This window comes from Ktedonobacter sp. SOSP1-52 (genome assembly GCF_016587395.1).
This window is the reverse complement of record NZ_BNJH01000002.1, coordinates 1,224,372-1,248,599: the sequence shown is the minus strand read 5'-3', so window position 1 is coordinate 1,248,599 and position 24,228 is coordinate 1,224,372. Positions and strand designations below refer to the sequence as shown.

The window sequence follows — 24,228 nt, the reverse complement described above, 5'->3', positions numbered from 1 at the left end:
CTATTACCCAGATGTGATGCGAGGGTGAGTTGTAGGGTCCATGCTGGCTTGAACTAAAAATGTCTGGGGAAGGGACCTCTTATTGAGGTGCATTTTTGGCCGTGAAGGCGAGGATGCGGTCAATTAAATCACGGCTATTCTCGGTTCCAAAGATTGCGGTGCCGTGGGCGCTGCCGGGGTAGATGTGTATCTCTTTAGGCTGTTGGGCGATGTCGAACATGTGCTGGGTCTCCTGGGCGTAGGTGTCTTCCTGACTATTGATGAAGAGCTTGGGTGCAGCGATTGCGGGAATCTTCTTTTCCTCGATCCAACCTTTGAGGGGGGCGGAGAGGGTGATGACCCCTGCTACCTTGGCCTGGGAGGCAGCGTCCAGGCTCACGGATCCCCCCATGCTTGCGCCAAGCAGGATGACTTTTTTCGCACCCTGGCTTTTGACAAAGGTGATGGCGGCAAGTAAATCCTGGCTATATTGAGCGCTATCGCGCTGCCCTTCGGACTCGCCGTTGCCACGGAAGTCATAGGCCAGAACCATAAAGCCGCGTGCGGCGAACCAGGGCACGACCCCTTGCCATATAGCCTTGGTGCTATTGAGTTCATGAGAACAGATAATCGCCGTCGTGCCGCTCTTGCTATAGAGTATGCCAGCAAGCTTAATATGATCGGCTGTCGTAAAGTGGACCTCTTGACTGGTGACTGTGGGCGTGGTAGGCGTCGGAGCGATGGGAGGTGTCGCGGTCGGAGTAGGAGGGTTTGAGGTCTGTGGTGAGCCTCCTCCTGATGTACAGGCTGCGAGCACCAGGCAGAGTAGCAGGAGCGCGATGAGTCGCAGGTGGAAGTGATGTCTCCTCATGTGGTGATCTCCTTAAAGCTATTTGAGCATATTTTTAATCCTTCAATGTATATATGTGCGGCTTATATATGTACGGCTCTGATCTGCCCGATATCACATCAACTATCGAGCGCTTTCAGATACTTGGTGACAATATTTTCATAAAGCGGTCCTATTGCGTGCGTTGCGCGGGGGGCATCTGGTATGATTGATTTCAGCCAGAGCGGTGGAGAGGCGTTTTTCGTGGGAGGGCACGCCTGGCTGGTGCAGTCGTTGTGGAGCGTGTGGGGATTGGGTTGATGGGTAGAAGAAGGGGTGCCACTGGTGGAGCAGATTGAGATTGCGGCGGTCGTGCAGGCCCTGCTACAAGATTTTAGCGCCATTATTGATTATAAAACGTTACAGGATAGCCTGCCGCGACGGCTGGCGACCCTGCTGCGCTGTCGCTGTGTCCTCTTTTATCAGCGCATTGGCGAGACACTCCAGTTTGTGGCTGGCTCCTTCGATGACCAGCCGGGCTGGTCGAGCGCGCTACTCTCGGTAGCGCGCATCAATCCTATCCCACTCACAGGCGACCTCCTGGAGGCGCAGGCCTGGCGCGAGCGGCATGCCAGGGCCACGCCCTTTCGTGCCCCTACGCATGTCGCGGCACCCCTCATCTATCGCCAGCGCTGTATCGGTGTGATGGTCGTCATTCGCCTGCCGCGCGAGGAATCCTCTGAGCCGCCTATGACCTGGCAGTCGGACGAGGTGAGCATGGTCGAGGCCGTCGCGGGCGTGGTCGCGCTACTACTGGAGAATACACGTCTGCTGGAGCGCGACCGGGAGCGTATCCATGAGTTGTCGTTGCTTAACAGCATCAGCAGCCAGATGCACTACTCGATGTATGAGTATGAGCGTATGCGTGCCGTCATCGTCCAGCGCGCACGCGAGATCTCGATGGCCGACCTGGGGGCCTTGCTAGAGGTGCCTGCACGGGGCGCGCGGACGCGCCCCAGGTCTCTCGAGAAGGAAACATGGGTGACAGAAGAGTTACGTACCCTCCTCCTGCGCTACTTTGGCGAACAGAAGTTTCCCGAAATCCTCTTGCTAGAACTGCCTGGTGCCAGAAATGATCCCTGGAGCCAGCAAATGACTCAGGCTCTCCCCTCCTCTGTGAAGACCTTCTTCGCGGTCCCCCTGCTGGGTGGCAAGATTGGCGCGCGGCGTGGCGGCTCCCTGCTGCGTGGGAGTATCAGCAAAGACCAGGAGTATGCACAGGAGACGAGCATCCTGGGTGTGGTCATTGGAGCCTATCACACGCCCTGGAAGCTGCGCAAGTCCGAGCTGGTACTGCTCCAGGTGCTCGCCAGCCAGGCGGGGGCGGCACTGGAGAATATGACGCTCATGCACGAGGTCATTGAGGCCCGCAATGAGGCCCGTAAGCTCCTGCGCCAGGTGCTTGAGGATCAGCGCCTCAAAGAGATGATCCTCGAAAGCATTCCCAGTGGCCTGATCACGACCGACCGCTCCGGGCGCGTCACCACCTTTAACCGCGCAGCCGCCGCCATTCTTGGCTATCATGCTCGCGAGATTGTAGGCCAGCCGCTGGCGTGTGTTCTGGATATACGCTCCCTGCATGTCGCGACCGCCCCGTATGAGCAATATCTCTCACCTATTGAACAGCCATCTTCGCCGCCAGGCATAGATGAGCCAGTGCGCGAGACGCAGACCTTCGAGGCGGTCCTCAGCGCTCTCCGAGGCGAGGCGCCAGGTGAAGGAGCCCTACCGAATGGTGACCCGGCGCGAGCGGATGGCGAGCCGGTGGATTCCGGCTCGCTCCAGCGCCTGCCAGCTCCCTTTCACGCCCTGCTGGGAGAGCTGCGCAGCGGAACTATCAAGAACACCGACCGGCAGGGGCGCGAAGTGGTGCTGGAGGTCGATGCCCTGCCCCTGAGCGATGAGAGTAACATGCCCATTGGTATGCTCGTGACTTTCACCGATGTCACCTCGGTCCATCGCCTGGAGGAGGAGAAGCGGCGCCTGGACCGCCTAGCAACTCTGGGCGAGATGGCCGCCAACGTCGCCCACGAGGTGCGCAACCCCCTGGCCTCGATTAAGACCTCTATGCAGATGATCATGGAGGAACTCTCCACCACGACCGAGCCTCTGCCCTCAGACGAGATTGATTGTGGCCTGGGAAGCGACCAGGCCTGGATACGCGAGGAGAGCTCGGTCGTCCTGAAAGAGGTCGAGCGGCTCAATGCCATCGTGCATGACCTGTTGCTCTTCGCCAAGCCGCGCCAATTGCACCGCACGCCCTGTTCCCTCTCCGAGCTAAGCGACCGGGTATTGCACTTCATTCAGCCACAGTGTGAGGCAGCTAATGTCGTTGTGCATCGTGTCTACCGTGATATCCCTGCCGTCGGCGTCGATGCCGGGCAAATGGAGCAGGTCTTGCTTAATCTCTACATGAATGCCTTGCAGGCTATGCCCGAAGGGGGCATCCTCACCGTCTCCTGCATGACGCTACCAGCCGAGCAGGAGAGAGCGGAGGGCGAGCAGGAGGACGTGGCCACTACACGCTCACCCCAGGTGTTGGTTGGGCTTCAGCGTCCAGGCATCACCCTCTCGCAGTGGGTTGAGATCGCTGTGAGCGATACTGGCGAGGGCATCAGGCCAGAACAACTCGGGCGTATCTTCCAACCCTTCTTTACCACCAAAGCCCACGGTATCGGCCTGGGGTTGGCGATCACGCGCCGCCTGGTCGAGGACCACGGGGGCTATATCCGCGTCGAGGGGCACTATGGCTATGGCGCAACCATCTCGATTCGCCTGCCCGTCTTCGATGAGGATGCCTGTACAAGCCCCCGCAGAAAATATGCTTATGAAGCGCCCTGGGGCGACATGTTATTGGAAGAGGAGATGTTAGTGGAGGAGGGCGTTGATGAGCCTGGGTATTCTGATCGTCGATGATGAGCCACATCTACCGCACCAGCTTGCACGCTACCTGCGCAAGCGCGGCTATGATGTCTACACTGCCTCAGATGGCGAGGCGGGCCTGCGCGAACTCCAGAAGAATACGATTGATCTTGTCTTGCTGGACCTGCGCCTCCCCAAATTGAGTGGATTGGAAGTACTCAGGCGTATTCGCGAGCATGAGACGGAGCTGCCCGTGGTAATCCTGACCGCTTATGGCGACGTCCAGACCGCCGTAGAGGCCATGAAGTTAGGAGCCTCAGACTACATACTCAAAGGATTTGACCTGGAGGAATTGTTGCTAGTTGTAAAACGAGCGCTGGATACCAGCGCGATGTCGAGAGAACTGCGACAGTTAAAGCGAGAGCGCAGCGATAATTATCATTTCAATCACGTCGTGGGGCATAGTGAGCGTATGCATGCCGTCTTTGAGCTGGTCTCCAAGATCGCGCGCAGCGATGCCTCGGTGCTCATCACCGGCGAGAGCGGCACCGGCAAAGAGGTTATCGCGCACGCCATTCATGAGCAGAGTCCACGTGCCAGCGGCCCCTTTCACCCGCTCAATTGCGCCGCCATCGCGCACAACCTGCTTGAAAGCGAGCTATTTGGGTATGAGCAGTATGCCTTTACCGACGCCAAGAAGCAGAAGCGCGGCCTGTTAGAATTGGCAGAAGGAGGCACGCTCTTCCTGGACGAGATTGGCGAGATGCCGCTTGACATGCAGGCTAAGCTGCTGCGCGTACTGGAGACGCGTTCCTTCTTTCGCCTGGGCGGCAACAAGGAGGTCAAGATCAACGTGCGTATCCTGGCCGCGACCAACCGCGACCTGGAACTGGCCATGAAGGATGGCTCCTTCCGCTCGGACCTCTACTACCGCCTGGCGGTCCTGAAGATTCCTTTGCCGCCCCTGCGCGAGCGGCCAGCAGATATCCTACTCTTCGCCGCCCATTTTATCGAAGACTTCAATCGCTCGCTTGGTCGTAACGTGCGCAAGCTTGCGCCCGAGACGCAACACCTCTTACAGAACTATAGTTGGCCGGGGAATATACGCGAGCTAAAAAACGTCATTGAGCGCGCCATTATTTTAAGTAGCGGCGAAGAGCTGCTGCCCATGCACCTGCCCCATGAGATCGTCGGCTCAAAAGACGGGCAGGCGCCCAGTCCGATAGACCCCTGGGAGCAATGGTTTAACGCGCGCCCCACCGGCCCGGTCTCGTTGGAAGAGATCAACGGGCGCATCGAACGCCACTTTATCCGCTGGGCTTTGGAATCCACCCGGCACAACCGCACACGAGCCGCGGAGCTGCTCGGCTTCGCCAAAGTCGACCAGCTCCGCTACCTCATGCGCAAACACGGCATTGATTAAAAAGGGAAGGGATGGTGTTGTGGCCATGCCGCAAGCATGGCCACAACACCATCCCTTCCCTGAACCAGATTTTAGCGGGTCGCGAGGAGTTCGCCCTCAATTTGTTGCCAAACGTGGATGCTGGTCTGAGTATTATCGAAGGGTAAGTGTTCCTGGGCGGCTTGTTGAGCCAGGCGGGCCGTGCGTTCACGATAGGTGTTGATCAGGGCATATTGTTTCTCTGGCTCGGGCATGATATGCAGCTTGATGATCTCGTTGGCATAGAAGGCTCCTTTGGGGAAGGCCAGGGCCAGCAGGTCGCTAAAATGTTTGGCCAGTTCCACGCGCAGGGGGGTAAAATAGTGTGGCTGGCTGCTGGCGGCGAGGAGGCACCCGGCGGTTAATCCCGCGTAGCGAATGGGGTGAGCGACCGCGCTGACCTCAAATTTATCATTATAGACGGGAAAGGGAGGATGTTCATGGCGCAGGTCGCTCACAAGTTGCAGGTAGCCAGTCTCAACTACGTAGCCGCAGAGGGTCTCGCCCCCAAGGAAGCAGATCTCGTGTTCCAGGTCGCTCGGCCAGGGGAAGTGCCCCTTGCCCGCGATCTCACGCAGGCTATGAATGGCCCCATCCTCGCGTGGTGGCATGCATTGGACCAGGCGAATGGAGAGGCCCAGGCGATTAGGATCGAGCTGCTCCAGGGCCTGCTTCAAGATGAGATCGGCCAGGCGCCAGAAGAGCAGGCGTTCGTTGGTGATGGTACGCATATGCAAGACCTGGGCGAAGAACTCAGAAGGAATGGTATCGACAGTATCTTCAATCAGCCAGGCATGCAGGTCGGGATATTGTTGTTCCAGGGCTTGAAAGAGCTCCTGGCGATCCTTGACGGGGACAGCTTGAAGCAGGCGAACAAGATGTTGCTTATGCGGTTTTGTCTCGCCATTGGCCCAGCGGGTCAGGGTCATGGGAGCGATTGAGAGTTCATTGGCGATCCGTTGACGCTCGGCGGTTGACTTAATGATGGAGTGGAGGATGGATGTCCAGGAAGGAGCGTTGCTACTCATGCCAGTTCCACCTTTTATACATAATTAGATGCGTTTCTGACTTCCATTTGCGCTTTTGTATATGATAACAGAGGGGGTAGAGTGAGTCAACCATTGGGGCGGCGGACGTGTATAGAATAGATGCAGAGGAGAGGCGTAAGCTAGCATGTATGGGAGAATATATACATGCGAGAGATGCGGTCCGGTAAAGGGATTGGGAATGATGCCAAAGAGAATTGTCGTTGTGGATGATGACCGGGAGGTGCGGGAGATACTCGCATTTATCCTGGTGCGCTATGGATTTGAAGTGGAGTGCGCGAAGGATGGTTCTCAGTTGCAGCAACTCCTTGCCCCTGTGCATGGACCGCTACCCGACCTGATTATCCTGGACGTCATGATGCCTGGGGAGGATGGGTATCATATTTGTAGGGGGTTACACGAGGATGGTCGAACCAGGCACATCCCTGTCATCATCGTCACAGCACGCGCTGAGCACATCTACGAGCGGATCAGCGAAGATCTGGGGGCGGCGCTCCATATTACCAAACCCTTTCACCCCTTCGAACTCGTAGAGCGCGTGCAGACTCTGGTAGGCCCCCCCAAATAAGCCTGATGAACGCAAGAACGGGTCCAGGGATAGGGCCACTTCTCACCGGCGAAGAGCGAGAACGGGGTCCAGGGGCAGGTTCCCAGGCTTCTCACCGGCGAAGAGCGAGAACGGGGTCCAGGGGCGGAGCCCCTGGCGGGGTTTGGGGTGTCCCCAAATTCTTCTTTCTCCCCCCGCCGTAGGCGGCAGAAACAATATACCCACCTGGCTAGATAGAAGAAAATAGGAAGAAAACTACTTGTATCGACGCTCAAAAGTTGGTATGATTACAAGCAAGAGCGTCCTGGTAACCATACAAGGAAGCAGAGCGGCTATGCCTAATAAATATGAACGCGAAATTGAAGAGATACTGCGCAACCTGGAACTCTCAGACTCTCCGGGGTCTGGGGGGAAGAGAAGCGAGCGCCGGTCAGGCCCCCCGAAGAAGGAGCGACCCCCACATGGCCCTCGTTTTCGGGGCTTTTCCTGGAACTTTTCCCCCAACGAGTGGTTTCTCCTGAGCGCCATTGTGGCGGCCTTGCTGGGTGGTGGCTATGCCTATGCCACGCCAACGCATGAGGCCAACCTCATCACAGGTCTGCTGGCCATTGTGGGTATGATCTGTATTGTGTGTGTCGCGCTCACCAATTTTGTCTCGCCTCGTTCGGGTTTCGCGCAGCGTACGCGCCATCAATCGGTCCAGTTTGGCAATGTCACCATTACCCCCTTGCGGCGCGGCCCTTTTAGTAACCTGCGCACGCGCTGGAACCTGTTCTTGTTGAAGCTACGTTATCGCAAGAACGACCGCCCGCGCTAAGGGTGAATTGGATATGATGGATGGCTGAGAAATCGCGCTGAAAAGTGCTTGACAAGCCGCCAAAACCATGTTAATATTTCAACCGTAACAAACGGGGTGTGGCGCAGTTGGTAGCGCGCCTGCTTTGGGAGCAGGAGGTCCGCGGTTCAAGTCCGCGCACCCCGATTATGCGGGAGTAACTCAGTTGGTAGAGTTCCTGCCTTCCAAGCAGGCTGTCGCGAGTTCGAGTCTCGTCTCCCGCTTTTTTGCTGTCAATCGTCCCTGTGCAAGCCGATAAGAGGCCACTTCACCAGGAAGTGACCGGTCGAAAGGAAGCACAGGGACGATGTCGTTTTGGATCATACTCCCTCCAATCACATCCTGCCTCCAAAAAGGCGGACAGCCTGCCTCGCGCAGTGCAACACTCTGCCTCCAACGCGGGCAACACCCTGCCCCCTGGCAGGCGAAACCCTGCCGCAAAAAGGGGTGTCCCAAGATTGGGATACGCGAAACATCCTGCCCTTTCAGGCTTGACATCCTGCCGCAAATTGGGGTGTCGCAAGACCCATTACAGGGAACTCTCTGTTTGGCAGGATGTGACGTTCTGTCTCCTTCTCGGTCTGTCACGTTACCCTCCCCCACCCTGCCTCCCACCTCCCTACCCCTCCCTCTCGCCTGCCCACCTTGGACAGGTAGTATAGAGCCAGGACCGGCTTGCGCACATGGCTCATTGATCTCGTTGAAGGAGACAAGATACTCATGGTGACAGAAAACAAACAAATACGCTCTACGCAACCAGGTACCTCTTTTGTAGAATCCTCTCATGCTCGTTCGCGTAGCGGGAATGGCGTCACGCAGGCGCGTGCCAGAGCGCAACGCGCCAAATCCGACGCGCAGGCGCTTTTAGGAGAAGCGCAGCTTCCCACGCGCCCATCCGCAAAAGAGCATCACCAGGAGCGTTCAACAAAAAAACGCACGATAGTCACGCTAGAGCGTGCGATCCAGCACTACCTGGATGATCACGAAGGCGGCAACCATAGTCAAAAGACGCTTGAGTGGCATGAGACTGCACTTGGACTCATGCGCCAGTACCTCGAACAAGAACGAGGCATTTCCTCCATTACTGATGTTGATGCCCCCGATATCAGCGCCTGGTTTGTCTTTATGCGCAAAACACCGGGGGCGCGTGGAAAAGTGCGCAGTGAAAGAACCATTCAGACCTATGCTCGCTCTGCTCGCGCCTTTTTTTACTGGCTGATACGCCAAAACCTCCTCACGGTCAGTCCATTTGATCGGGTTGTCTTTCCGAAAGTTGGCAAGCCCTTAATCCAGACTATCACTGACGAGGAATTTGAAAAGCTGCTGCTTGCCTGTACTCCTCCTAATGAAGATGGGCGTTTCGCCGAGCGAGCAACGGTGCGTAACCGTGCTATTCTCTGGCTCTTCTACGATACAGGTATTCGTGTCTCCGAACTCACCAATTTGTGCCTGGGTGATGTTGATCGCAAGCGAGGCATCATGACCGTCAAAGGAAAGGGTGAGAAAGAACGACGGATAGCACTGGGGCAAAACTGCCTGCGCAACCTCTTATACTATGTCGACCGCCATCGACCCGATGAGGAGGAGCTCACTGAATGGGGAAGTCTCGGAGAGGATCATCTCTTTCTCGCTGAAACGAGACGGCCATTAACCAAAAATGGGATTACCCTCTTGTTTGCGCGCCTGAAGAAGCGTGCGGGCATTACCAGCAAGCGTATCAGCCCTCACATCTTCCGCCATACCTTTGCCATCCGCTATCTCAAGCTCGGCAAGGACCCCTTCAGCCTGCAAGAACTCTTAGGGCATGACGACATGGCGACCGTCAAGCTGTATATGCACATGAACGACGACGATATTCAGGAGCAAAAGCGCAAATATAGCCCTGGCGATCACCTTCCCGCAAGCATGCCTGGCCCTCGCGAACTGCGCCGCCGAGGCTATACCCCCGCCAAAGAGTCAAGAAGCAACAAGAGGAGCGCTAAGGACTGAGCAAACGTGTACGTGTCCCACAAAGTGTGGGACACGTACACCATTCCCATGTACCGATGGCAAGATACAAGAGGTGTTCACTAACTTGTGGAACATGTACATCACTTTGGGGGACGTATCCTTCAGAGTGCCAAGAAGGAAAGGGTTGAAACTGAGATATGCATCCTACATTCCCCCTCTACTATGTCGGATTTGAGGTTGGCTCTGGATTTGCGGGCTTAAAACTCCTTCCCGCCGATGGGCTGACACTGGTCCAGGACCTCGTTACGCTCCCGAGCTTTCTTGCGGATGGCGATATTGTCACCTTGCTCAAAGGCAGTGACCCTCACGCAAAGCTCGCTGATGTCCTCCAGCCGAGCGACTATGTGCTCTCCCTGGAGGACCATACCTACTTTCTTGGCCGTTTGCTCGCTCATGGCACGCATAGCCACAACGCATTCAATGACGAGCGGCGGTATTGGTCTGAGCATGCCCAGGTTCTCCTGCTCTGCCTGGCATGTATCCTCATACCTGAACGATGTTTTGAGCTGCGCCTGGTGACAGCTCTGCCTGTGAGCCTTTATGAGCGCACGCGACGCCAGCGCGTCAAGCAGGCACTCTCGCAGCAGTATCGCTTCAGCTTCAATGGGCGCTCCCGCGAGGTAATCGTTAAGTGCGGTTATGTCGCGATGGAAGGGCAAGGTATCCTTATCCACTGCGGCGATGCAAGCAGTCAGCAGGCCGTCATCGATGTGGGTGAGCGCACGACCGATCTAGTCGCTGCCGAAGGGCAACGGCTCCTCATCCCCTTATGCAAAGGAGAACAATTTGGCGTCGGCCAACTGGTCGAAGATCTTCAGCAGCTTGTCTGGCGCTATAAGCGCAAGCTCTCCATCGAAAAGGCGCATGCCTTGCTCACGGCCTATGCGCATCATCAGCCTTACCCGAGTATCCCCACTGGCGCAAGCTCTCTTCCAGATGAGGAAATTATGCAGGTCATTACAGGCTCGCTCAAGCGCCTGGCTCGCGCTCTGTCCTCATTTCTCATTGGCACATGGAATGTCGAGGGCGCGCCAGCGGGAACACAATTTGACAAGATTTATCTCGGAGGCGGAGGAGCCTACTACTTTGAAGAGGTGGTCCGCCAGGCGTTACAGGAATGCCATATCGTCACCGTCCCCGATCCAGAACACGCAAGCATCTGTGGCTACGCAGAACTTGCCGCCTCTCTGGATGAAGATCGCTGGGAGGAGGCACCGTAAATGCGCAACGATGACGATGTCTACTGGAATACGAGCCTTCCCAGGCAGCACGAGGCCTTGCAATCGCTCGATGCCTTCTGCAAAGAATGGGGAGGACTCAGCCGTGCAGAAGCCACGCGACGTATCCTCATCGAATGGGACCGGCTTCGTCGAGGCAAAGACGTCTCCGCCTGGGCGCCAGCCGCCTCTATAACGTCTGCACCTGCCCAGGCCCTACAACAAACGCCGAGACCAACTCAAAAGTCACTCATCACCAATCACGTGGCCAGAGTCGCAAGTCACGTCCTTGATGAGTAACAGATTTGTTTTTCGTATTGTAAAGTGCGGTTGTTCGTAGCCAAAGAAGATTGGGAATTCCATGGATTTGTTTGCTCAGATGCATGGAATTTCCCACCTTTCGAGGTTTGTTAAAGATCAACTATCCTGGCTCATCCCCATAGTAAGCGTGTCTGCTTGCTTTGATTCATAAGGGGTGGTGAAATAGGCTAATCTCAATGGTTGATATGTTTAAGCAAAAAAATAAGAATATCTAAAAAAGGAACAATTTGGATCTCTTTAGCAAACACATGAAAGCTACGCCTGTCCACGGAAAGAAAACAGAATATAGAGAAGCAAAACACCTATTTGAACAATGAGTATAAGCCGCAGCCTTGTGATGAAGGGGCGTTTGATCGTCTTATGCCTGAAGTATTTCCGTGCAATGTAGGCGGCAGGAGTACCACCAGCAAATGCGAGTAACAATAAGACGTTCTCTGGAACTCTTTGTCCTCCAATTCTGGCTGAATGCTTATCCAGGCCATAGACGACAAAAGTCAGGATGTTCAGTACAAGAAAGTAACCAAGAATGAATGTCACGTTTGCCCTCGTCTATTTTAGCAACATACAAGCAAAATCAGCTTTGCTTGTATGCTAATATCATATAACATATTGCGAGTTTGAAGAGATTCCATATGTATGCAAAAGAGCGATGAGAGACTCAACTTCATTCCAATCAAAGGTAGTGTTTAACATGCTCACCATCTTTCACTAATACTTCTCTTCTGTGGAGGATAGCATGCATGATTCTTGTCTCACAAGAGGAAATTACTCACCTGCGAGAGGTAGGTAACAGACGCCTGGTTCATTGAGTGGGTGTAATCTCACAATTATGACTCCTACTCACAAAACTTCAGATGCCATACCGAGTTGTGTGTAATGGCGTAATGCTAGAATGCGTTAAAACGGCGCCAGTTCTGGCTTCGAGGCTTTTCCGTAATTCACCGTTACACAACATTCGGGATGGCATCGTGTGAGCACCGCATACTCTCCGATGAGGCCGGGATGGTGTGCAGCCGTTCAATGAAGTCAGCCAGGGTTGGAGCAGGCAGAAGCGTAGTTTCAGCATGTGCTCGTATGGCTTCACCGGTAATGCCTTTCTCGGCATAGGTTGCCCGCGCCACGGCAGTCAGGTAGGCCTCCTCGCTCCTGGTAAGGGGAGTCTCCTCATCGGTCACGAGCAGCGCCAGGCCAGTCAGTCCTGAAAAGCAGAGCAACAAGCGTCAAAAAAGGTCGATTTTGAACCATTCGCCTGACACGTCATTGGAACCGCCTGGAGAGATGAAGCTGGAGCGGATGCGCACGCTTGCAGGCTCGTCTCGCCTTTGCTATACTCACCCTGTTGGGGAGTTGGGGAAGACGTTCAGTATGGAGTTGTGGAGAAGAAAGGACGCCATGCCAAAGCCAGCCGCTCATGCTCTCATCTGGTCTCCCGAGAATCAGTGCTATCTTTTGCATACTCTCAACCAGCCACTACAGCCCATGCTTCCAGAAGACCAGGAAGCGTGGCGGGCCTGGCTGGCAGCGCACTCCTCCTTCTCCTTTCAGGGCCAACATGGTCACTTGAATGTCCTCAAAGAGAGTCGGTCTCGTAGGCGTGGCTACTGGTATGCTTATCACACCCATTTCGGCCAGACCAGCAAGCGCTATCTGGGAACCGATGCCACTGTGACTCTGGTTCGTTTAGAGGAGATGGCACAGGAACTCCAGGAGGGCCAACAGAAGCCGTCGTCCCCCTCGCGCGTGCTGGAGGCGAGGCCTGTTTCCTTGTCCATCCCATCTGCTGACAACGAGACTCCTTCCCACCTTGTCGAGCCTGCTGTCCCATTCACTGATCTCGGCATGCTGATGGTGTTGACCAGGCTGGCTCCACCCCCTCTTCCTGCCACTCTCGTGGGACGGGAGCGTCTCCTCTCAGCTTTAGATACTGCCTTCTCTCGCCCGTTCACCTTGCTCTCCGCATCCGCGGGCTGGGGGAAAACTACCTTGCTCTCAGCGTGGGCACACAGGCATCAGGAGGCCGTTGCCTGGTTGTCTTTGGAGGCATTGGACAACGATCCGAGCCCATGTTGCCTGTCAAGAATACAGCCAGGCGAAATCCTCTCACCTCCAAGCGTTGTGGCTGGCACATTCTGAGAACTACCAACGCATCTTTCTCGATGAAGGCCCGGCGATGGAAGCCTTGCTCAAGATCCTGCTCCCAGAACTGCGCGAGGCATCCCTGGTCTTCTTTGTGCGGACTCTCCTGCGTGCTTTTGTCCAGGAGCTAGGTGCCCAGCCTGGAGAAGAGGAAGCGCCTCTTAGGGAGAATACATTGCTCCTGGAACCGCTCAGTGAGCAGGAGCAGCGTGTGCTGCGTCTGCTGGTCGCCGGGCGATCCAATCCAGAGATTGCGCGTGAACTGGTGATCTCGCTGAATACTGTGAAAACCCACGTCCAAAGTGTCTACCGCAAGCTTGATGTCCACAATCGGGTCGAAGCCAGCGAGGCCGCCCGGCGTTTGTCCTTACTCTAATCTTCCTGTTTCTGCCTCACCCACTCACAATCACCACATCGGATGATCACAACTCACCCGATGGGATTTTATACTTCAACCATCCTGAACGGAAGGAGGATGGTACCGCATATGCGATGCCATAGCTCTATCAACGGATATCTGGACCCCTCCTGGCAAGAATGGTTTGAGGACCTTAAGATTCTTCATAAGACAGATGGGAGAACCGTGCTCCATGAGCTCCTGGTCGGTCAAGCAGCGCTCTATCGGGTGCTCTTGAAAATTCACAGTCTTGGGCTCGTCCTGCTCTCGCTGGAAACGGAGGAGCAGGATCAGTAGATCGACTTGCTGGAAGACGATGAGGACATGTAGTGTCCTTGTCGGGACATGCTGGTTGCCTGTCTGGCGTCGTGAGGTGGACAGGGATATCGCATGGAATTGGAGTAATGAATCCAAAGCAGTAGGCGAAAAATACTTCAGGATGACGGAACCAGAACGACCTGGTGAGCGCACTGCTGAGGGCTGAAGTGGATGGGGAGCGCCTGAGCAACGAGGAATTGCTAGGTTTCTGTGTGCTGCTCCTGGTCGCGGGCAACGAGACCACGACCAATCTGATTGGCAATGCCATCTTGTGCCTGGATGAGTATCCTGAAGCGGTGGAACGTCTGCGTGCCAATCGCGACCTGGTACCAGGCGTGCTTGAAGAGGCACTGCGCTACTACTCGCCGCTCAAACTCACGATACGCGGGACCACGACCGAGACGACGATTGGTGGTCAGCGCATCGAAGCTGGTAAATTACTCTTTGCCTGGATCGCCTCAGCGAATCGCGATGAGGCCCAGTTCCCCGATGCCAGTCAGTTCACTATCGAGCGTGAGCCGAATCGGCACCTGGGCTTCGGGCGCGGTATCCACTTCTGTCTGGGCACTCCCCTGGCGCGTTTGGAGGCAAAGATTGCGCTGAACGCGATGCTCGACCGCCTCCCCGGCTCCTGGCGCGTGTCTGACGGGCCGCTGACCCCGCTCAAGAGCATGTCCACTTTTGGGGTGAAGCAGTTGCCCTTGACGTGGGAGAAGTAACAGAACGCGTGTTCTGGTGTTGGGTGCCAAAGATCGACAGCCAATGTTCGGGAGATGAGGACACGATCACCCTCATGATCACGAAAACGGGTGAAGTCATCTCGCTGATGTTTCGGCTATACTCCTTTCCAGGAGATACGTCGAGAGGCGCTTGGGAAGCCTCCTGAAAAGAACTCCATATGAAAAAGAGACCAAAGGAGATATAAACAATGCCTTCCATTGAAACAAACGATCATACTACCCTTTACTATCGGGACTGGTACGGGACGGGTAAACCAGTTGTCTTCGTGAGTGCCTGGAGCTTTGGGAGTGCCATGTGGGAATACCAGATGCTGGCACTCTCAGAGCGGGGTTTGCGCTGCATTGCCCTGGACCGACGTGGACATGGCCGTTCGGATGATCCTGGACGGGGCTATGATATTGACACCTTATCCGATGACCTGGCCTCGTTGCTCAACCAGCTCGACTTGCACGAGGCTACACTGGTTGGCAACTCCATGGGGTGCCAGGAGATCCTCCACTACCTCGCGCGCCACGGCACCAGTCGCATCGCGCGGGTTGCACTCGTCAGTGGTGTGACCCCCTTTATGCGCAGGTCGGAAGATAACCCTCAAGGACTACCAGAGGAGGCGATCGAGTTCAATATCTCAAGAGTCCGTCAGGACCGTCCGTTATACATGGGCGCCGGAGCAATCACGTACTACGGCCTGGGATCGGCGTGGCCGGGACCGGAACTGCTGTCGTCCGAGATGATCCAATGGAGCATTCGCCTCATTCTGGAGTGTTCGCCCAAAGCCTGCATTGAGTGTCAGCGCACTGCCTCAACAACAGATGCCCGCCCCGACTTACCTGCCTGCACGGTTCCCACATTGGTATTGCATGGGGATAACGATCACATCGCTCCCCTGGATCTCTGTGGACGCAGAACCGCTCAAGGGATCGCGGGCAGCACACTCAAAATCTATCCTGGAGGCGGCCATGGCATGTTCCTCACCCATCGAGATTACCTCAATAGCGACCTGCTGGCCTTCATCGAGAGCTAGGCCCGAAACCTGGGAAAATGTCTTGACGGGGAAGTTCACCAGGAGCGAGAGACCTTTCAAGGCTATTTTGACCGGGAGAGCAGTACGATCCCGGAAGGCTGATGGACGGAGCCAGTCGCTCCCTTGTCTCTCGGACGAGTCGCCAGGTAAGTCTCATCGATGGCAGTCGCGTGCTTTTTTCCGCTTCACGCTGCTTACCTACTCACCAAGCACATTCTCTAGAAAAGGAAAACAAATGAAAAAACTCGTTTACTATGTTGCATCGACCTTAGATGGTTATATCGCCGGACCAGCGGGCCAGTACGACTTTTTTACAGCCACTGATCATTTTCCCTATCTTATCGAGAAATTCCCAGAGACGTTCCCTGCCCCTGCTCGCGCTCACTTCGAAATCAGTGCTGCCAATACACGTTTTGATACGGTTATCATGGGGCGTGGAACGTATGAACCAGGATTGAAGGTGGGTCTGACCAGTCCCTATCCACAACTCCGTCAGATTGTCATAAGCTCCAGCCTCTCAGCAGAGATCGATCCTTCAGTCGAATTTATCTCTAGCGACCCTCTCAAGAAGGTTCAAGAACTCAAGCAGGAAGAGGGGATGGATATCTGGCTCTGTGGAGGGGGCAAGCTTGCTCAACAGCTTCTCCCTGAAATAGATGAACTGATTCTAAAGCTCAATCCTATCGTGATCGGCAATGGGATTCCGCTTTTTTCTGGTCAATTTCAGGTGAAGCCGTTTCGCCTGATCTCTTCGAGATCCTTTGAAAGTGGTGTGATGATTCTCCAGTACCACAAGTTCTAGCAGACCAAAGCCTTGGTTGAAGAAGGAGTAAATTTTCCCTATGTTACAACGTATTCAGACAGCTCGACTTCAATTCATTCCTTATTCGCTCAGGTTAAAAAAAGCAACGCTTGAGGATAGAATCTCTCTGGAAATATTGCTGGGAGTGCATGTGCCTCCTCACTGGCCTCTCCCAGATTACATGGAAGCCTTACCATTTTTCATTCGACTCACGGAGAGTGATCCATCAGGAGCGATCTGGGATGGTATCATTCTTCATACAGCCGATCAACAAGTCATTGGTGATATCGGTTTTAAGGGCGGGCCAGATGATCAGGGAATGGTCGAGATTGGCTACAGCATTCTTCCCGAGTATCGTGGAGCAGGCTATGCGACGGAAATGGCAGAAGGTCTCATCACCTGGGTTTTCCAGCATCTTCCCATCAGTTGCATCACGGCTGAGTGCCGTGATGACAATATTGGTTCCATCAAAGTGCTTGAGAAATTAGGTATGCAGCGCCTGAAGGCTGATCAAAGCATGCTCAAATGGAAACGAGAGAAGCCTACCCATCGAGGGTTGGAGGGATAAAAGGTTCTTTTTTATCAAGAGCTTTGGGTAGACTTGCTGATGAGATGTTAGTCCTCCTGCTTGAGAAGGGCTTCCTCAAAACAATAAGGGAGATGCTGTGTGAGTAACATTGCAATCTATGGCTTTGGACGCATTGGACGTTCTATGCTTAAATCGGCATTGAAGCGGAATCTGTTCACGCCCGTTGCGATTGCCGACATTCGAGACCTTGAGACAACAGCCGCCGTCTTTCAAATTGATAGCAACTATGGCCGCTGGCATGAAGATGTCAGCACCAGAGAAAAGAGTTTTCTGATTGGTGGGCGCGACATCCCCTATATCGATTCCTCCAAAGAAGTGCCCGACTGGGGAGCGATGGGCATCCATCTGGTTGTTGACTGCACGGGTCGCGCCGTCACTCGCGCCGGAGCGCAGGTGCATCTTGATCGTGGCGCGAAGCGGGTGCTCATCAGCGCCGCGAGCAAAACCCTTCAGGATTGCGACGCCGTTCTGCTGCCTGGTATTAACATGGAGCGTTTTGATCCGCAGGCCCACACAATTGTGAGCATGGCAAGCTGCACCACCAACGCACTTGCCGCCGTGGTGAAAGTGATGCTGGAGCAATTTGGCATCCAGTACGGCTTATTCACAACGGTTCACGCGTATACCAACACCCAATCTTTAACCGACCAGCCCATGCGCGACCGGCGCGACTCGTGGGCAGCAGCTGAAAATATCATTCCTTCCTCCTCGGGCGCGGCGAAAGCCCTCAAGTTTATCTGGCCGGACCTGAAAATCACAGGCAAGGCGTATCGTGTTCCCGTCAAGACTGGTAGCATCGCCGAACTCAATCTCATCACCGAACGCGCGGTCACAGCGCAGGAAGTGAACGATGCTTTTATCCAAGCAGCCAGCGAGGGGCCGCTGAAAGGGATTATGGATGTACTGAAAGAGGAATGGGCGTCAGCGCGTATTGTCGGAGACTATCATTCTTCGATTATTGATCTCCCTCTGACCCAGGTGCAGGAGGGAAATTTTGTCTCGGTTGCGGCCTGGTACGACAATGAATGGGGATACGCTTCGCGCCTCGCCGAGACCGCAGCAAAACTTGGAGGCTAAAGGGGCGCGCCGACACGTAGGCATCAGCAGGGATATGATATCTTCGCTAATGTCCCAAGGTTTTGCTCCACGCATCTGGTTCGCCGAACCCGTTGATGATCTGATCCATCTGTGCCCAGAGCTCGCAGAGACTTTGATCTTGGAGATATCCAGCTTGCAAGCTTTGGCACAGTGAGGGGTTCCATATTCCCGGTGGTCAAATTCTCCGGCGTGCTTTTCATATAGTGAATCAGTAGTGGTTCCAACGGCCCAAGCGTACTTGTCCCGAACAGGCTGTGGGGGGCATTAAATATTTTCTGAAGCAGATTCCAGAATTGAATCGGGTCCATCGAGTGTTCCTCAGTCTAAAGTGTGACTACCGATTATTTGCCGCTGTGCCCATCTGCACAGAAGAAAAGCCTTTACTCGTGAAAAGCTTCAATGCTGAGCGTACCAAACTCCAGTTGGCAGCAAAGAGGAGGGCGGAGGAGAGCAGCCCCTGTAGGCCATAGGGAGGGGAGGGGAGGCAGGGAGTGCGAGGGAAAGGGAGGGAGAGGCAGCGATAAAAACATATGAGGAAAGAGGCCAAGCAATAACATTGCTTACTGGCCTCTTATCTTCTTTCAGAAGGACACGAATGATCAGATGCTGATCATACTATTTATACCAACAAAAACGTGAACAAACAGGCAAATGCGCTTATTGAGACCAGCAAGAGAAGCGTTGCGATGATAGCGCCACAGATATGTAGCCGGGTGGGACGGTCGCCGCGCCTGGCTCGGGTTGGGCGATAGGGATCGTAGCAGACGGGGATCGGCCTATCGAGAGAGAGATATCCCGGCCCCGTAAGCTCTCCCCTGATCGGGTGCTTCAAGATAGTGATCCCGGTATACTCAATGATCGAGACGGTATAACGACCGTTTTTGCTCTGACGGGTCTCGTGCCTGATTACATGGCCACGCGTTAACTGGCCGCGCTCATGTAAGATCATGAGCTTGCGCACCCAGAGATACCAGATCAGCAACGTAATCATTATCTGGGCCAGCCCAGTCAAGAAGAGAGACCACCAGAAGACACTCCAGGCACGCTCCTGCGAATAGCCTTGAAAGATGAGGAAGGCCTCATGGGGATTGGCAGGATTATATGAGCATGTTGTCGTCGTGCCGACCGCATACTGGTTCACGATATCCTGGGCCTCAGTCTCATCATAAAAGGTTGTATGGTCAGGCCCATCATAGCCCGAACTGTCCACTCCAGAGGTTCCAGGCGCAGAGACGATATAGAAAAAAGAAGGAGCATAGGTGGTATAATCCGAGCCATTTTTGACATGGTGCAACACACTCGTCACATCCCCACTGGTGATGGTACAGGTGCCCTGGACAAAGCGGCTATAATAGTCCGCCCGATACAAGCCACCACAGGCTGGGATGAGCAGAGCAATGAGCAAGACCACCATTTCGCCCAGGGTCAGCAGAGGCCTGGAACGAGGCCGCAGAGGCCAGTCTGTAGAAGCTTCTTCCGAGATATCCGTTGTACGAGCCAACATACGCTTTACCCCTCTCCCGCACGCCTTATCCTGGTCGCGCCGGGTCAATTGATCTTTTTTTTAACACTACAATAGTGAACGAATGGCTTCGTAGAGTACCCAAAGACCAGCAAAGAGGTGGTAGTAATTGTGAAGAATGATCAGACTTTTCGCCGCATTGGATCTCCTCCGTCAAATTTCTTTGTAACATAGTAGAGTTATGTGTCTATGAAAAAGGGACCTACCTCAATGAGCAAAAAACGGCGTCGCCACACGAAAGAAAAGCAACTCTCTACAGCCATGATGAGCGAACCGCGTTCCGTCTTTCAGAGAGAATATCCGACTGATCCTCGATTGATCGTGGCAGGCCTGGTTTTGCTACTGATAGGTATCGTTTTGTGATATATTGCGAAATATATCTGAAAAGCGAGATGGATGTGCATAAACATGCAAAAGGCGTCCGAGAATTCCCTATTTTTGAGACAAAAAAACGATTTTCGAAAAAAAGCCTGTGTTATGCTACACTAGCAGAGGTACATGGAGCAAAATCGAAACTCTGAGATGCTCAACAAACGGCTCAAAGGTGTCAAAACGCAAAAAACATACCAGCCACCCCTATTTCTCACCCTGCGGTAGCAGCGTGATCGATCTGGTAGAGGATCCTGCAAGTTGGATTGAAGAGGAAGAGCTTGAGGGTATACTAGCGGACAATAGCAGAGAGATTAATCTGTTATAGAATATGGAGAAGAGGAGAATCACTTGGGAAGTTATTGGTCGGAGAGCCGCTATTATCTGCATGTCCAGTTGGTTGGGATTGAGCCACCAATCTGGCGCAAAATGGTGGTGCCTGGTGCTATCAGTCTGCATACGCTCCATAAAATGCTTCAGGTGGTGATGGGGTGGGAGAACTCCCATCTGTATTTGTTTCGGCTCACGATCAACAACAAGACCATGGTGTATGGTCTTCCAGATCCTGAGTGGGAAGATACAGGTATACGTGTCAGGGACAGCCGACGCACTAAGCTCGATGCAACGGTCTGGGCCGAGTGGCTGACGTTGACGTATGAGTATGACCTGGGCGATAGCTGGATGCATCAGGTGACGATTGAAAAGATTGAGCATCTCGAAGATGAGAACGTGCAGGAGGATGCGTTCTGGATCACCCCTCGTTGCCTGGCTGGTGAACGGGCCTGTCCCCCGGAAAATGCTGGTGGCGTAGGCGGATACTCTGATTTGCTTGAGGCATTGCAGCATCCGAAGCATCCTGAGCACACACGTCTGCGCGAGTGGGTCGGCGCGTCTTACGATGCTGAGCTCTTTTCAGTCCAGCAGGTCAATTCAGCGTTGGCGAACCTGGACTGAGAAAACCTCTCAATTGGTTGCGTTGATGTCAGGAAGGTTGCTCTTCATGTGGAAGCGTTGTCTCTGGCTGCCACACATTGCGACCTTGTTCATCAGCCTCAATGATTTTCAGCCAGAAAGGGAGGTTCGCATTGGAGCTGGATTGCGCATTCATATAGACATAGAGTTCCTGGGATTGCTTGTGGTAGCGGTGAATGAACTCATCCACATCGAAGGGGTCGAGTTCGCCTGTGTCGCGTTTCTCTAGAGCCTCAAAGAGATGCTGTTGGAGGCTGGCCAGTTTTCTCGCATAATAGCGTCCAATTTGCTCTCTCGCGATGGCGCGTTCTGCTTTTGTCAATTCTCTTTGCTTTAGGACGTCTAAAAGCCGCTGTGTTGGTGTCAAATCATCGTTCACCTTCGTTCTCCTCTCCATTGAAGCGTATCAGGCATGAGATTGCACGTCTCCCTATCTAAGCAGTTGTCGCAGCTCCTCGCTCTGCTCATATTCTATCCCATCTGCCTCTACGAGGAAGCATACAAAACGCTTGAAGCTCGTCTTCACCGTTTTGACGCCAGTTGTCTGCAAATAGAATTCGACCTCATCCGGGGTCATATCTAGCAACTCATGCGATGGTGTCTGGTTTAACAACACGTTAGAGCCAAATTGCTGGATGGTGCTGGCATGCTGCTCCACCATTTTCAGGCTTAAACCCGTTACATTCAGCCCATTCCAACCATCTACCTATCCAGCTATGAACCCGACTCCTCACGCTGTCTGGAGGCTCGCGAGATTGTGGCCTCTCTACACCTTCGTGACAGTGATGGAGCCGCTGCCGGTCTTGACTCGAACCTGGGAGCGGCTCCATCCACGGGCATATGTTTAAAGGCGTTGATGACCTTGCCAGAGCCGGTCGAGGCGTTGAGCGTGAGTGCGGACTGTGACGGGAGTGTCATGGAGACGGAGCCGCTACCGATGCGCATTCGTCATCGCTTCTCTTATATGAGGTGGCTGCAAATCGCCACGAAAATGCGATTCTTGCGATAGGATCGCTGGAGGTATATGAGAGAGGCGCTCTCTCTGAGACGGAGCTGTCGTCTCAGGGCGACGTGAGAGCACCATACCGCGTGTCATGATCAGCGTTTGTTTGCATTCAGTGCAAACGAGCTGGTCTTGCTTGAGGACGATTAACACGGTGATTCCCGAACGGATATGTTGACGGATGCGTCCATCTGGCATTGAGTTGCGCTTTCTACTGCATCCCTGGTGAAGGGATGTCTCTTTTCACAGAGCGGATTTCACGTGTTTCCTGTCAGGAAGAGTTTTCCACAGAAGTCACCAGCTCCCCACTGAGAGTGTGCCTGATCCCCATTACGACCGCTTGCTCGCGGAAGCCGCGCGAATTTCTGACGTGAGAGGACGGAGGCCCCTGGGAATCGAACACGCTCTCAAATCGAGGGCGGTTTACCAGCCTCTATTGAAGTGCAGCACAACATTGGTTAATATGTAGAGGGTTTCCTCGACTCGCAACCAGTTAAAGATTTCCTCGTAGAATGCCGTAGGATTGGATGTATGGGAACAACGTTTTTGCGCACGAGCGACCTGGCGAAAGAGCTAGGAGTCCATGTGAACACCATTCGGCTTTATGAAGCCTCCGGGTTCCTGGCCCCAATTCCGCGCGGGACGAATGGCTATCGCCAGTATAGTGCGCTGCATCTCGAACAAGCACGGCTCACATGGCTGGCGCTTCGCTGGCCATATGTAGGCGATAAGCATCAGCTCATTATGTTGGTGAAAAATGCAGCGAATGGCGATCTGGGCATGGCGATGGAGTTTGCTTATCAGTATCTTGCTCAGGTGCGTGTCGAACGCACCTATGCCGAATCCGCGCTTGAGTTTCTTGAGCGTTGGGCAGCGGGACGCACCATGGACGCCTCACCACATCCCATGCATATTCGCCAAGCGGCCCTCCATCTTAATGTATCCGTTGATATGCTGCGCAATTGGGAGCGCAACGGCCTACTTACTGTCCCACGTGACCCGACCAACCACTACCGTCTCTATGGAGGTACCGAGTTTGGACGGTTGCGGGTTATTCGCATGCTTGTCAAGTGTGGCTTCAGCCTCATGGCAATTCTGCGTATGTTGCACCAGTTTGATAGCGGTAACACGAAGAGCCTGCGTGAATCACTGAGTATTCCGCCTGAAGAAAATGCCGATAAAGTTATTGTCGCTGCTGCTGATCATTGGCTTGCGAGTCTGCTAGAGCTGGAGCAACGCGCCCAGGAAATGATTGGGCAAATTGGACACATGATCGAGCTATTCCCCGCAGGATAAGAGACTTCTCCCCCCTCAAACTCTCCACATATACACCACCCTTTTAAAATACAATTACTGTTGAGCAGCAAAACGTTTTCTCGTTGAAAGGAGAGCATCTATCCATGAAATTGAATCATCTCAATCTGAGTGTTACCGATGTCCCGGCAGCAGCCGATTTTCTCGAAAAGTATTTCGGGTTGCGCAAACAACCAAGCGATAAGAAGAGCTTTTGCGCGCTCTTTGACGATGACGGCCTGGTTCTCACCTTGATGAAGGCCGCAAACGTCACCTATCCTGGTACGTTTCACATCGGCTTTGGTCAGGAGAGCGAGCAACGAGTGAACGAGATTTATCAACGTTTGAAAGGTGACGGCTTTGATGTGAATCCACCACAGCGCAGTCATGCCTGGACATTTTATGTGCAAGCGCCTGGCGGATTTACTGTCGAGATTGCCGCATAGTTGACGAACCAGCATTCTCATTTCCTCTCTGAGAGAGCATGAATACAGTATCCGCAGTTCTGCTCTGCGTGTGGGAAGCGCCTGTATGCAGCGTATCATACAGCCCGCACGGTGACCACGCTGGCTGGAATATGTCGTTTGACGCTTCAAGTCTGCACACTGGCCCAGGATATAAGCGCGGCCTGTTGGGGAGGCAGGCTTTCCCGCTTGAAATGTAGGCAGAAAGTCCTTATAGTATCTTTAAGAGTATGTCTGCGGAGAAACGATTTCGCTGTTTTTGTCATCCCCGATGCGTTCCTTATCAAAGGAAATGTGGGAAGAGTGCCTTGTACCGCTCTCATAGCCAAAAGGCAGTGTGACACCTTTTGGCTCGC

27 protein-coding genes and 2 tRNA genes are annotated in these 24,228 nt (G+C 54.0%); 21 read left to right on the top strand and 8 right to left on the bottom strand.

Going from position 1 to position 24,228, the window contains the following annotated elements:
- Positions 1 to 79 precede the first annotated feature (79 nt).
- A complete protein-coding gene (locus JMJ16_RS21000; protein ID WP_201384706.1) occupies positions 80 to 850 on the bottom strand; it encodes an alpha/beta hydrolase in 771 nt (256 codons plus the stop codon).
- Between the two features lie 303 nt (positions 851 to 1,153).
- Between JMJ16_RS21000 and JMJ16_RS20995 the strand changes: the two genes are divergently transcribed.
- Positions 1,154 to 3,784, top strand: coding sequence for a sensor histidine kinase (locus tag JMJ16_RS20995; RefSeq protein ID WP_201384704.1), 2,631 nt, complete (start codon positions 1,154 to 1,156; stop codon positions 3,782 to 3,784).
- Positions 3,756 to 5,153, top strand: a complete 1,398-nt coding sequence (locus JMJ16_RS20990; RefSeq protein ID WP_201384702.1) for a sigma-54 dependent transcriptional regulator — start codon at positions 3,756 to 3,758, stop codon at positions 5,151 to 5,153. The genes JMJ16_RS20995 and JMJ16_RS20990 overlap by 29 nt, the downstream gene beginning before the upstream one ends.
- A 71-nt stretch (positions 5,154 to 5,224) precedes the next feature.
- Here JMJ16_RS20990 and JMJ16_RS20985 read toward each other — a convergent pair whose 3' ends face one another.
- Positions 5,225 to 6,199 carry a GAF domain-containing protein gene (locus JMJ16_RS20985; protein WP_201384700.1) on the bottom strand — a complete coding sequence of 325 codons (975 nt, stop codon included), beginning with the start codon at positions 6,197 to 6,199 and terminating at the stop codon, positions 5,225 to 5,227.
- Positions 6,200 to 6,398: 199 nt separating this feature from the next.
- On the opposite strand from JMJ16_RS20985, the gene JMJ16_RS20980 reads away from it, so the two are divergent.
- The 7 genes from JMJ16_RS20980 (at position 6,399) to JMJ16_RS20950 (ending at position 11,126) form a co-directional block, all read left to right on the top strand.
- On the top strand, positions 6,399 to 6,785 hold the full coding sequence (locus JMJ16_RS20980; protein ID WP_201384698.1) for a PleD family two-component system response regulator: 387 nt from the start codon (positions 6,399 to 6,401) through the stop codon (positions 6,783 to 6,785).
- Between the two features lie 313 nt (positions 6,786 to 7,098).
- Complete coding sequence (locus JMJ16_RS20975; protein ID WP_201384696.1) at positions 7,099 to 7,581, top strand: hypothetical protein; 483 nt, start codon at positions 7,099 to 7,101, stop codon at positions 7,579 to 7,581.
- Positions 7,582 to 7,673: 92 nt separating this feature from the next.
- Positions 7,674 to 7,746 (top strand) — tRNA-Pro (locus JMJ16_RS20970).
- Between the two features lie 4 nt (positions 7,747 to 7,750).
- A tRNA-Gly gene (locus tag JMJ16_RS20965) sits at positions 7,751 to 7,823 on the top strand.
- A 496-nt stretch (positions 7,824 to 8,319) separates the two neighbouring features.
- Entirely contained in the window at positions 8,320 to 9,588 is a 1,269-nt protein-coding gene (locus JMJ16_RS20960) for a tyrosine-type recombinase/integrase (RefSeq protein ID WP_201384694.1), read from the top strand.
- Positions 9,589 to 9,746: 158 nt separating this feature from the next.
- Positions 9,747 to 10,829 (top strand): ParM/StbA family protein, encoded by a 1,083-nt coding sequence (locus tag JMJ16_RS20955; protein ID WP_201384692.1) that lies wholly within the window; start codon positions 9,747 to 9,749, stop codon positions 10,827 to 10,829.
- Positions 10,830 to 11,126, top strand: coding sequence for a hypothetical protein (locus JMJ16_RS20950; protein WP_201384690.1), 297 nt, complete (start codon positions 10,830 to 10,832; stop codon positions 11,124 to 11,126).
- A gap of 276 nt (positions 11,127 to 11,402) precedes the next feature.
- Here the strand turns inward: JMJ16_RS20950 and JMJ16_RS57205 are convergent, their stop codons facing one another.
- On the bottom strand, positions 11,403 to 11,684 hold the full coding sequence (locus JMJ16_RS57205) for a DUF1294 domain-containing protein (RefSeq protein WP_201384688.1): 282 nt from the start codon (positions 11,682 to 11,684) through the stop codon (positions 11,403 to 11,405).
- A gap of 407 nt (positions 11,685 to 12,091) precedes the next feature.
- Complete coding sequence (locus JMJ16_RS20940) at positions 12,092 to 12,364, bottom strand: hypothetical protein (protein WP_201384686.1); 273 nt, start codon at positions 12,362 to 12,364, stop codon at positions 12,092 to 12,094.
- A gap of 175 nt (positions 12,365 to 12,539) precedes the next feature.
- Between JMJ16_RS20940 and JMJ16_RS20935 the strand changes: the two genes are divergently transcribed.
- The 8 genes from JMJ16_RS20935 (at position 12,540) to JMJ16_RS20900 (ending at position 18,228) form a co-directional block, all read left to right on the top strand.
- On the top strand, positions 12,540 to 13,280 hold the full coding sequence (locus JMJ16_RS20935) for a hypothetical protein (RefSeq protein ID WP_201384684.1): 741 nt from the start codon (positions 12,540 to 12,542) through the stop codon (positions 13,278 to 13,280).
- 37 nt (positions 13,281 to 13,317) lie between these two features.
- Positions 13,318 to 13,659 (top strand): response regulator transcription factor, encoded by a 342-nt coding sequence (locus JMJ16_RS20930; protein WP_201384682.1) that lies wholly within the window; start codon positions 13,318 to 13,320, stop codon positions 13,657 to 13,659.
- A 111-nt stretch (positions 13,660 to 13,770) separates the two neighbouring features.
- A complete protein-coding gene (locus tag JMJ16_RS20925) occupies positions 13,771 to 13,977 on the top strand; it encodes a hypothetical protein (RefSeq protein ID WP_201384680.1) in 207 nt (68 codons plus the stop codon).
- Between the two features lie 161 nt (positions 13,978 to 14,138).
- A complete protein-coding gene (locus JMJ16_RS20920; protein ID WP_305068187.1) occupies positions 14,139 to 14,717 on the top strand; it encodes a cytochrome P450 in 579 nt (192 codons plus the stop codon).
- A gap of 209 nt (positions 14,718 to 14,926) precedes the next feature.
- Positions 14,927 to 15,760, top strand: coding sequence for an alpha/beta fold hydrolase (locus JMJ16_RS20915; RefSeq protein WP_201384678.1), 834 nt, complete (start codon positions 14,927 to 14,929; stop codon positions 15,758 to 15,760).
- A gap of 235 nt (positions 15,761 to 15,995) precedes the next feature.
- Positions 15,996 to 16,562, top strand: a complete 567-nt coding sequence (locus tag JMJ16_RS20910) for a dihydrofolate reductase family protein (RefSeq protein ID WP_201384676.1) — start codon at positions 15,996 to 15,998, stop codon at positions 16,560 to 16,562.
- A 40-nt stretch (positions 16,563 to 16,602) separates the two neighbouring features.
- Positions 16,603 to 17,130 (top strand): GNAT family N-acetyltransferase, encoded by a 528-nt coding sequence (locus JMJ16_RS20905; protein ID WP_201384674.1) that lies wholly within the window; start codon positions 16,603 to 16,605, stop codon positions 17,128 to 17,130.
- A gap of 99 nt (positions 17,131 to 17,229) precedes the next feature.
- Entirely contained in the window at positions 17,230 to 18,228 is a 999-nt protein-coding gene (locus tag JMJ16_RS20900) for a type I glyceraldehyde-3-phosphate dehydrogenase (RefSeq protein ID WP_201384672.1), read from the top strand.
- Between the two features lie 640 nt (positions 18,229 to 18,868).
- On the opposite strand, the gene JMJ16_RS20895 is transcribed toward JMJ16_RS20900, so the two are convergent.
- Positions 18,869 to 19,753 (bottom strand): DUF3592 domain-containing protein, encoded by an 885-nt coding sequence (locus tag JMJ16_RS20895; protein ID WP_201384670.1) that lies wholly within the window; start codon positions 19,751 to 19,753, stop codon positions 18,869 to 18,871.
- 228 nt (positions 19,754 to 19,981) lie between these two features.
- Between JMJ16_RS20895 and JMJ16_RS20890 the strand changes: the two genes are divergently transcribed.
- Entirely contained in the window at positions 19,982 to 20,134 is a 153-nt protein-coding gene (locus tag JMJ16_RS20890) for a hypothetical protein (RefSeq protein WP_201384668.1), read from the top strand.
- Between the two features lie 357 nt (positions 20,135 to 20,491).
- On the top strand, positions 20,492 to 21,094 hold the full coding sequence (locus JMJ16_RS20885; protein ID WP_201384666.1) for a plasmid pRiA4b ORF-3 family protein: 603 nt from the start codon (positions 20,492 to 20,494) through the stop codon (positions 21,092 to 21,094).
- Between the two features lie 28 nt (positions 21,095 to 21,122).
- Here the strand turns inward: JMJ16_RS20885 and JMJ16_RS20880 are convergent, their stop codons facing one another.
- From JMJ16_RS20880 to JMJ16_RS20870, 3 genes are all read right to left on the bottom strand, one after another.
- Complete coding sequence (locus JMJ16_RS20880) at positions 21,123 to 21,491, bottom strand: hypothetical protein (protein ID WP_201384665.1); 369 nt, start codon at positions 21,489 to 21,491, stop codon at positions 21,123 to 21,125.
- A 51-nt stretch (positions 21,492 to 21,542) separates the two neighbouring features.
- Positions 21,543 to 21,773, bottom strand: coding sequence for a hypothetical protein (locus JMJ16_RS20875; protein ID WP_201384664.1), 231 nt, complete (start codon positions 21,771 to 21,773; stop codon positions 21,543 to 21,545).
- A 270-nt stretch (positions 21,774 to 22,043) separates the two neighbouring features.
- On the bottom strand, positions 22,044 to 22,313 hold the full coding sequence (locus tag JMJ16_RS20870) for a hypothetical protein (protein WP_201384663.1): 270 nt from the start codon (positions 22,311 to 22,313) through the stop codon (positions 22,044 to 22,046).
- 333 nt (positions 22,314 to 22,646) lie between these two features.
- Here JMJ16_RS20870 and JMJ16_RS20865 point away from each other — a divergent pair, with 333 nt between their 5' ends.
- Entirely contained in the window at positions 22,647 to 23,411 is a 765-nt protein-coding gene (locus tag JMJ16_RS20865; protein WP_201384662.1) for a MerR family transcriptional regulator, read from the top strand.
- A 104-nt stretch (positions 23,412 to 23,515) separates the two neighbouring features.
- The gene (locus JMJ16_RS20860) at positions 23,516 to 23,854 is read left to right on the top strand and encodes a VOC family protein (RefSeq protein ID WP_201384661.1); all 339 of its coding nucleotides are present in this window, start codon (positions 23,516 to 23,518) and stop codon (positions 23,852 to 23,854) included.
- Positions 23,855 to 24,228 lie beyond the last annotated feature (374 nt).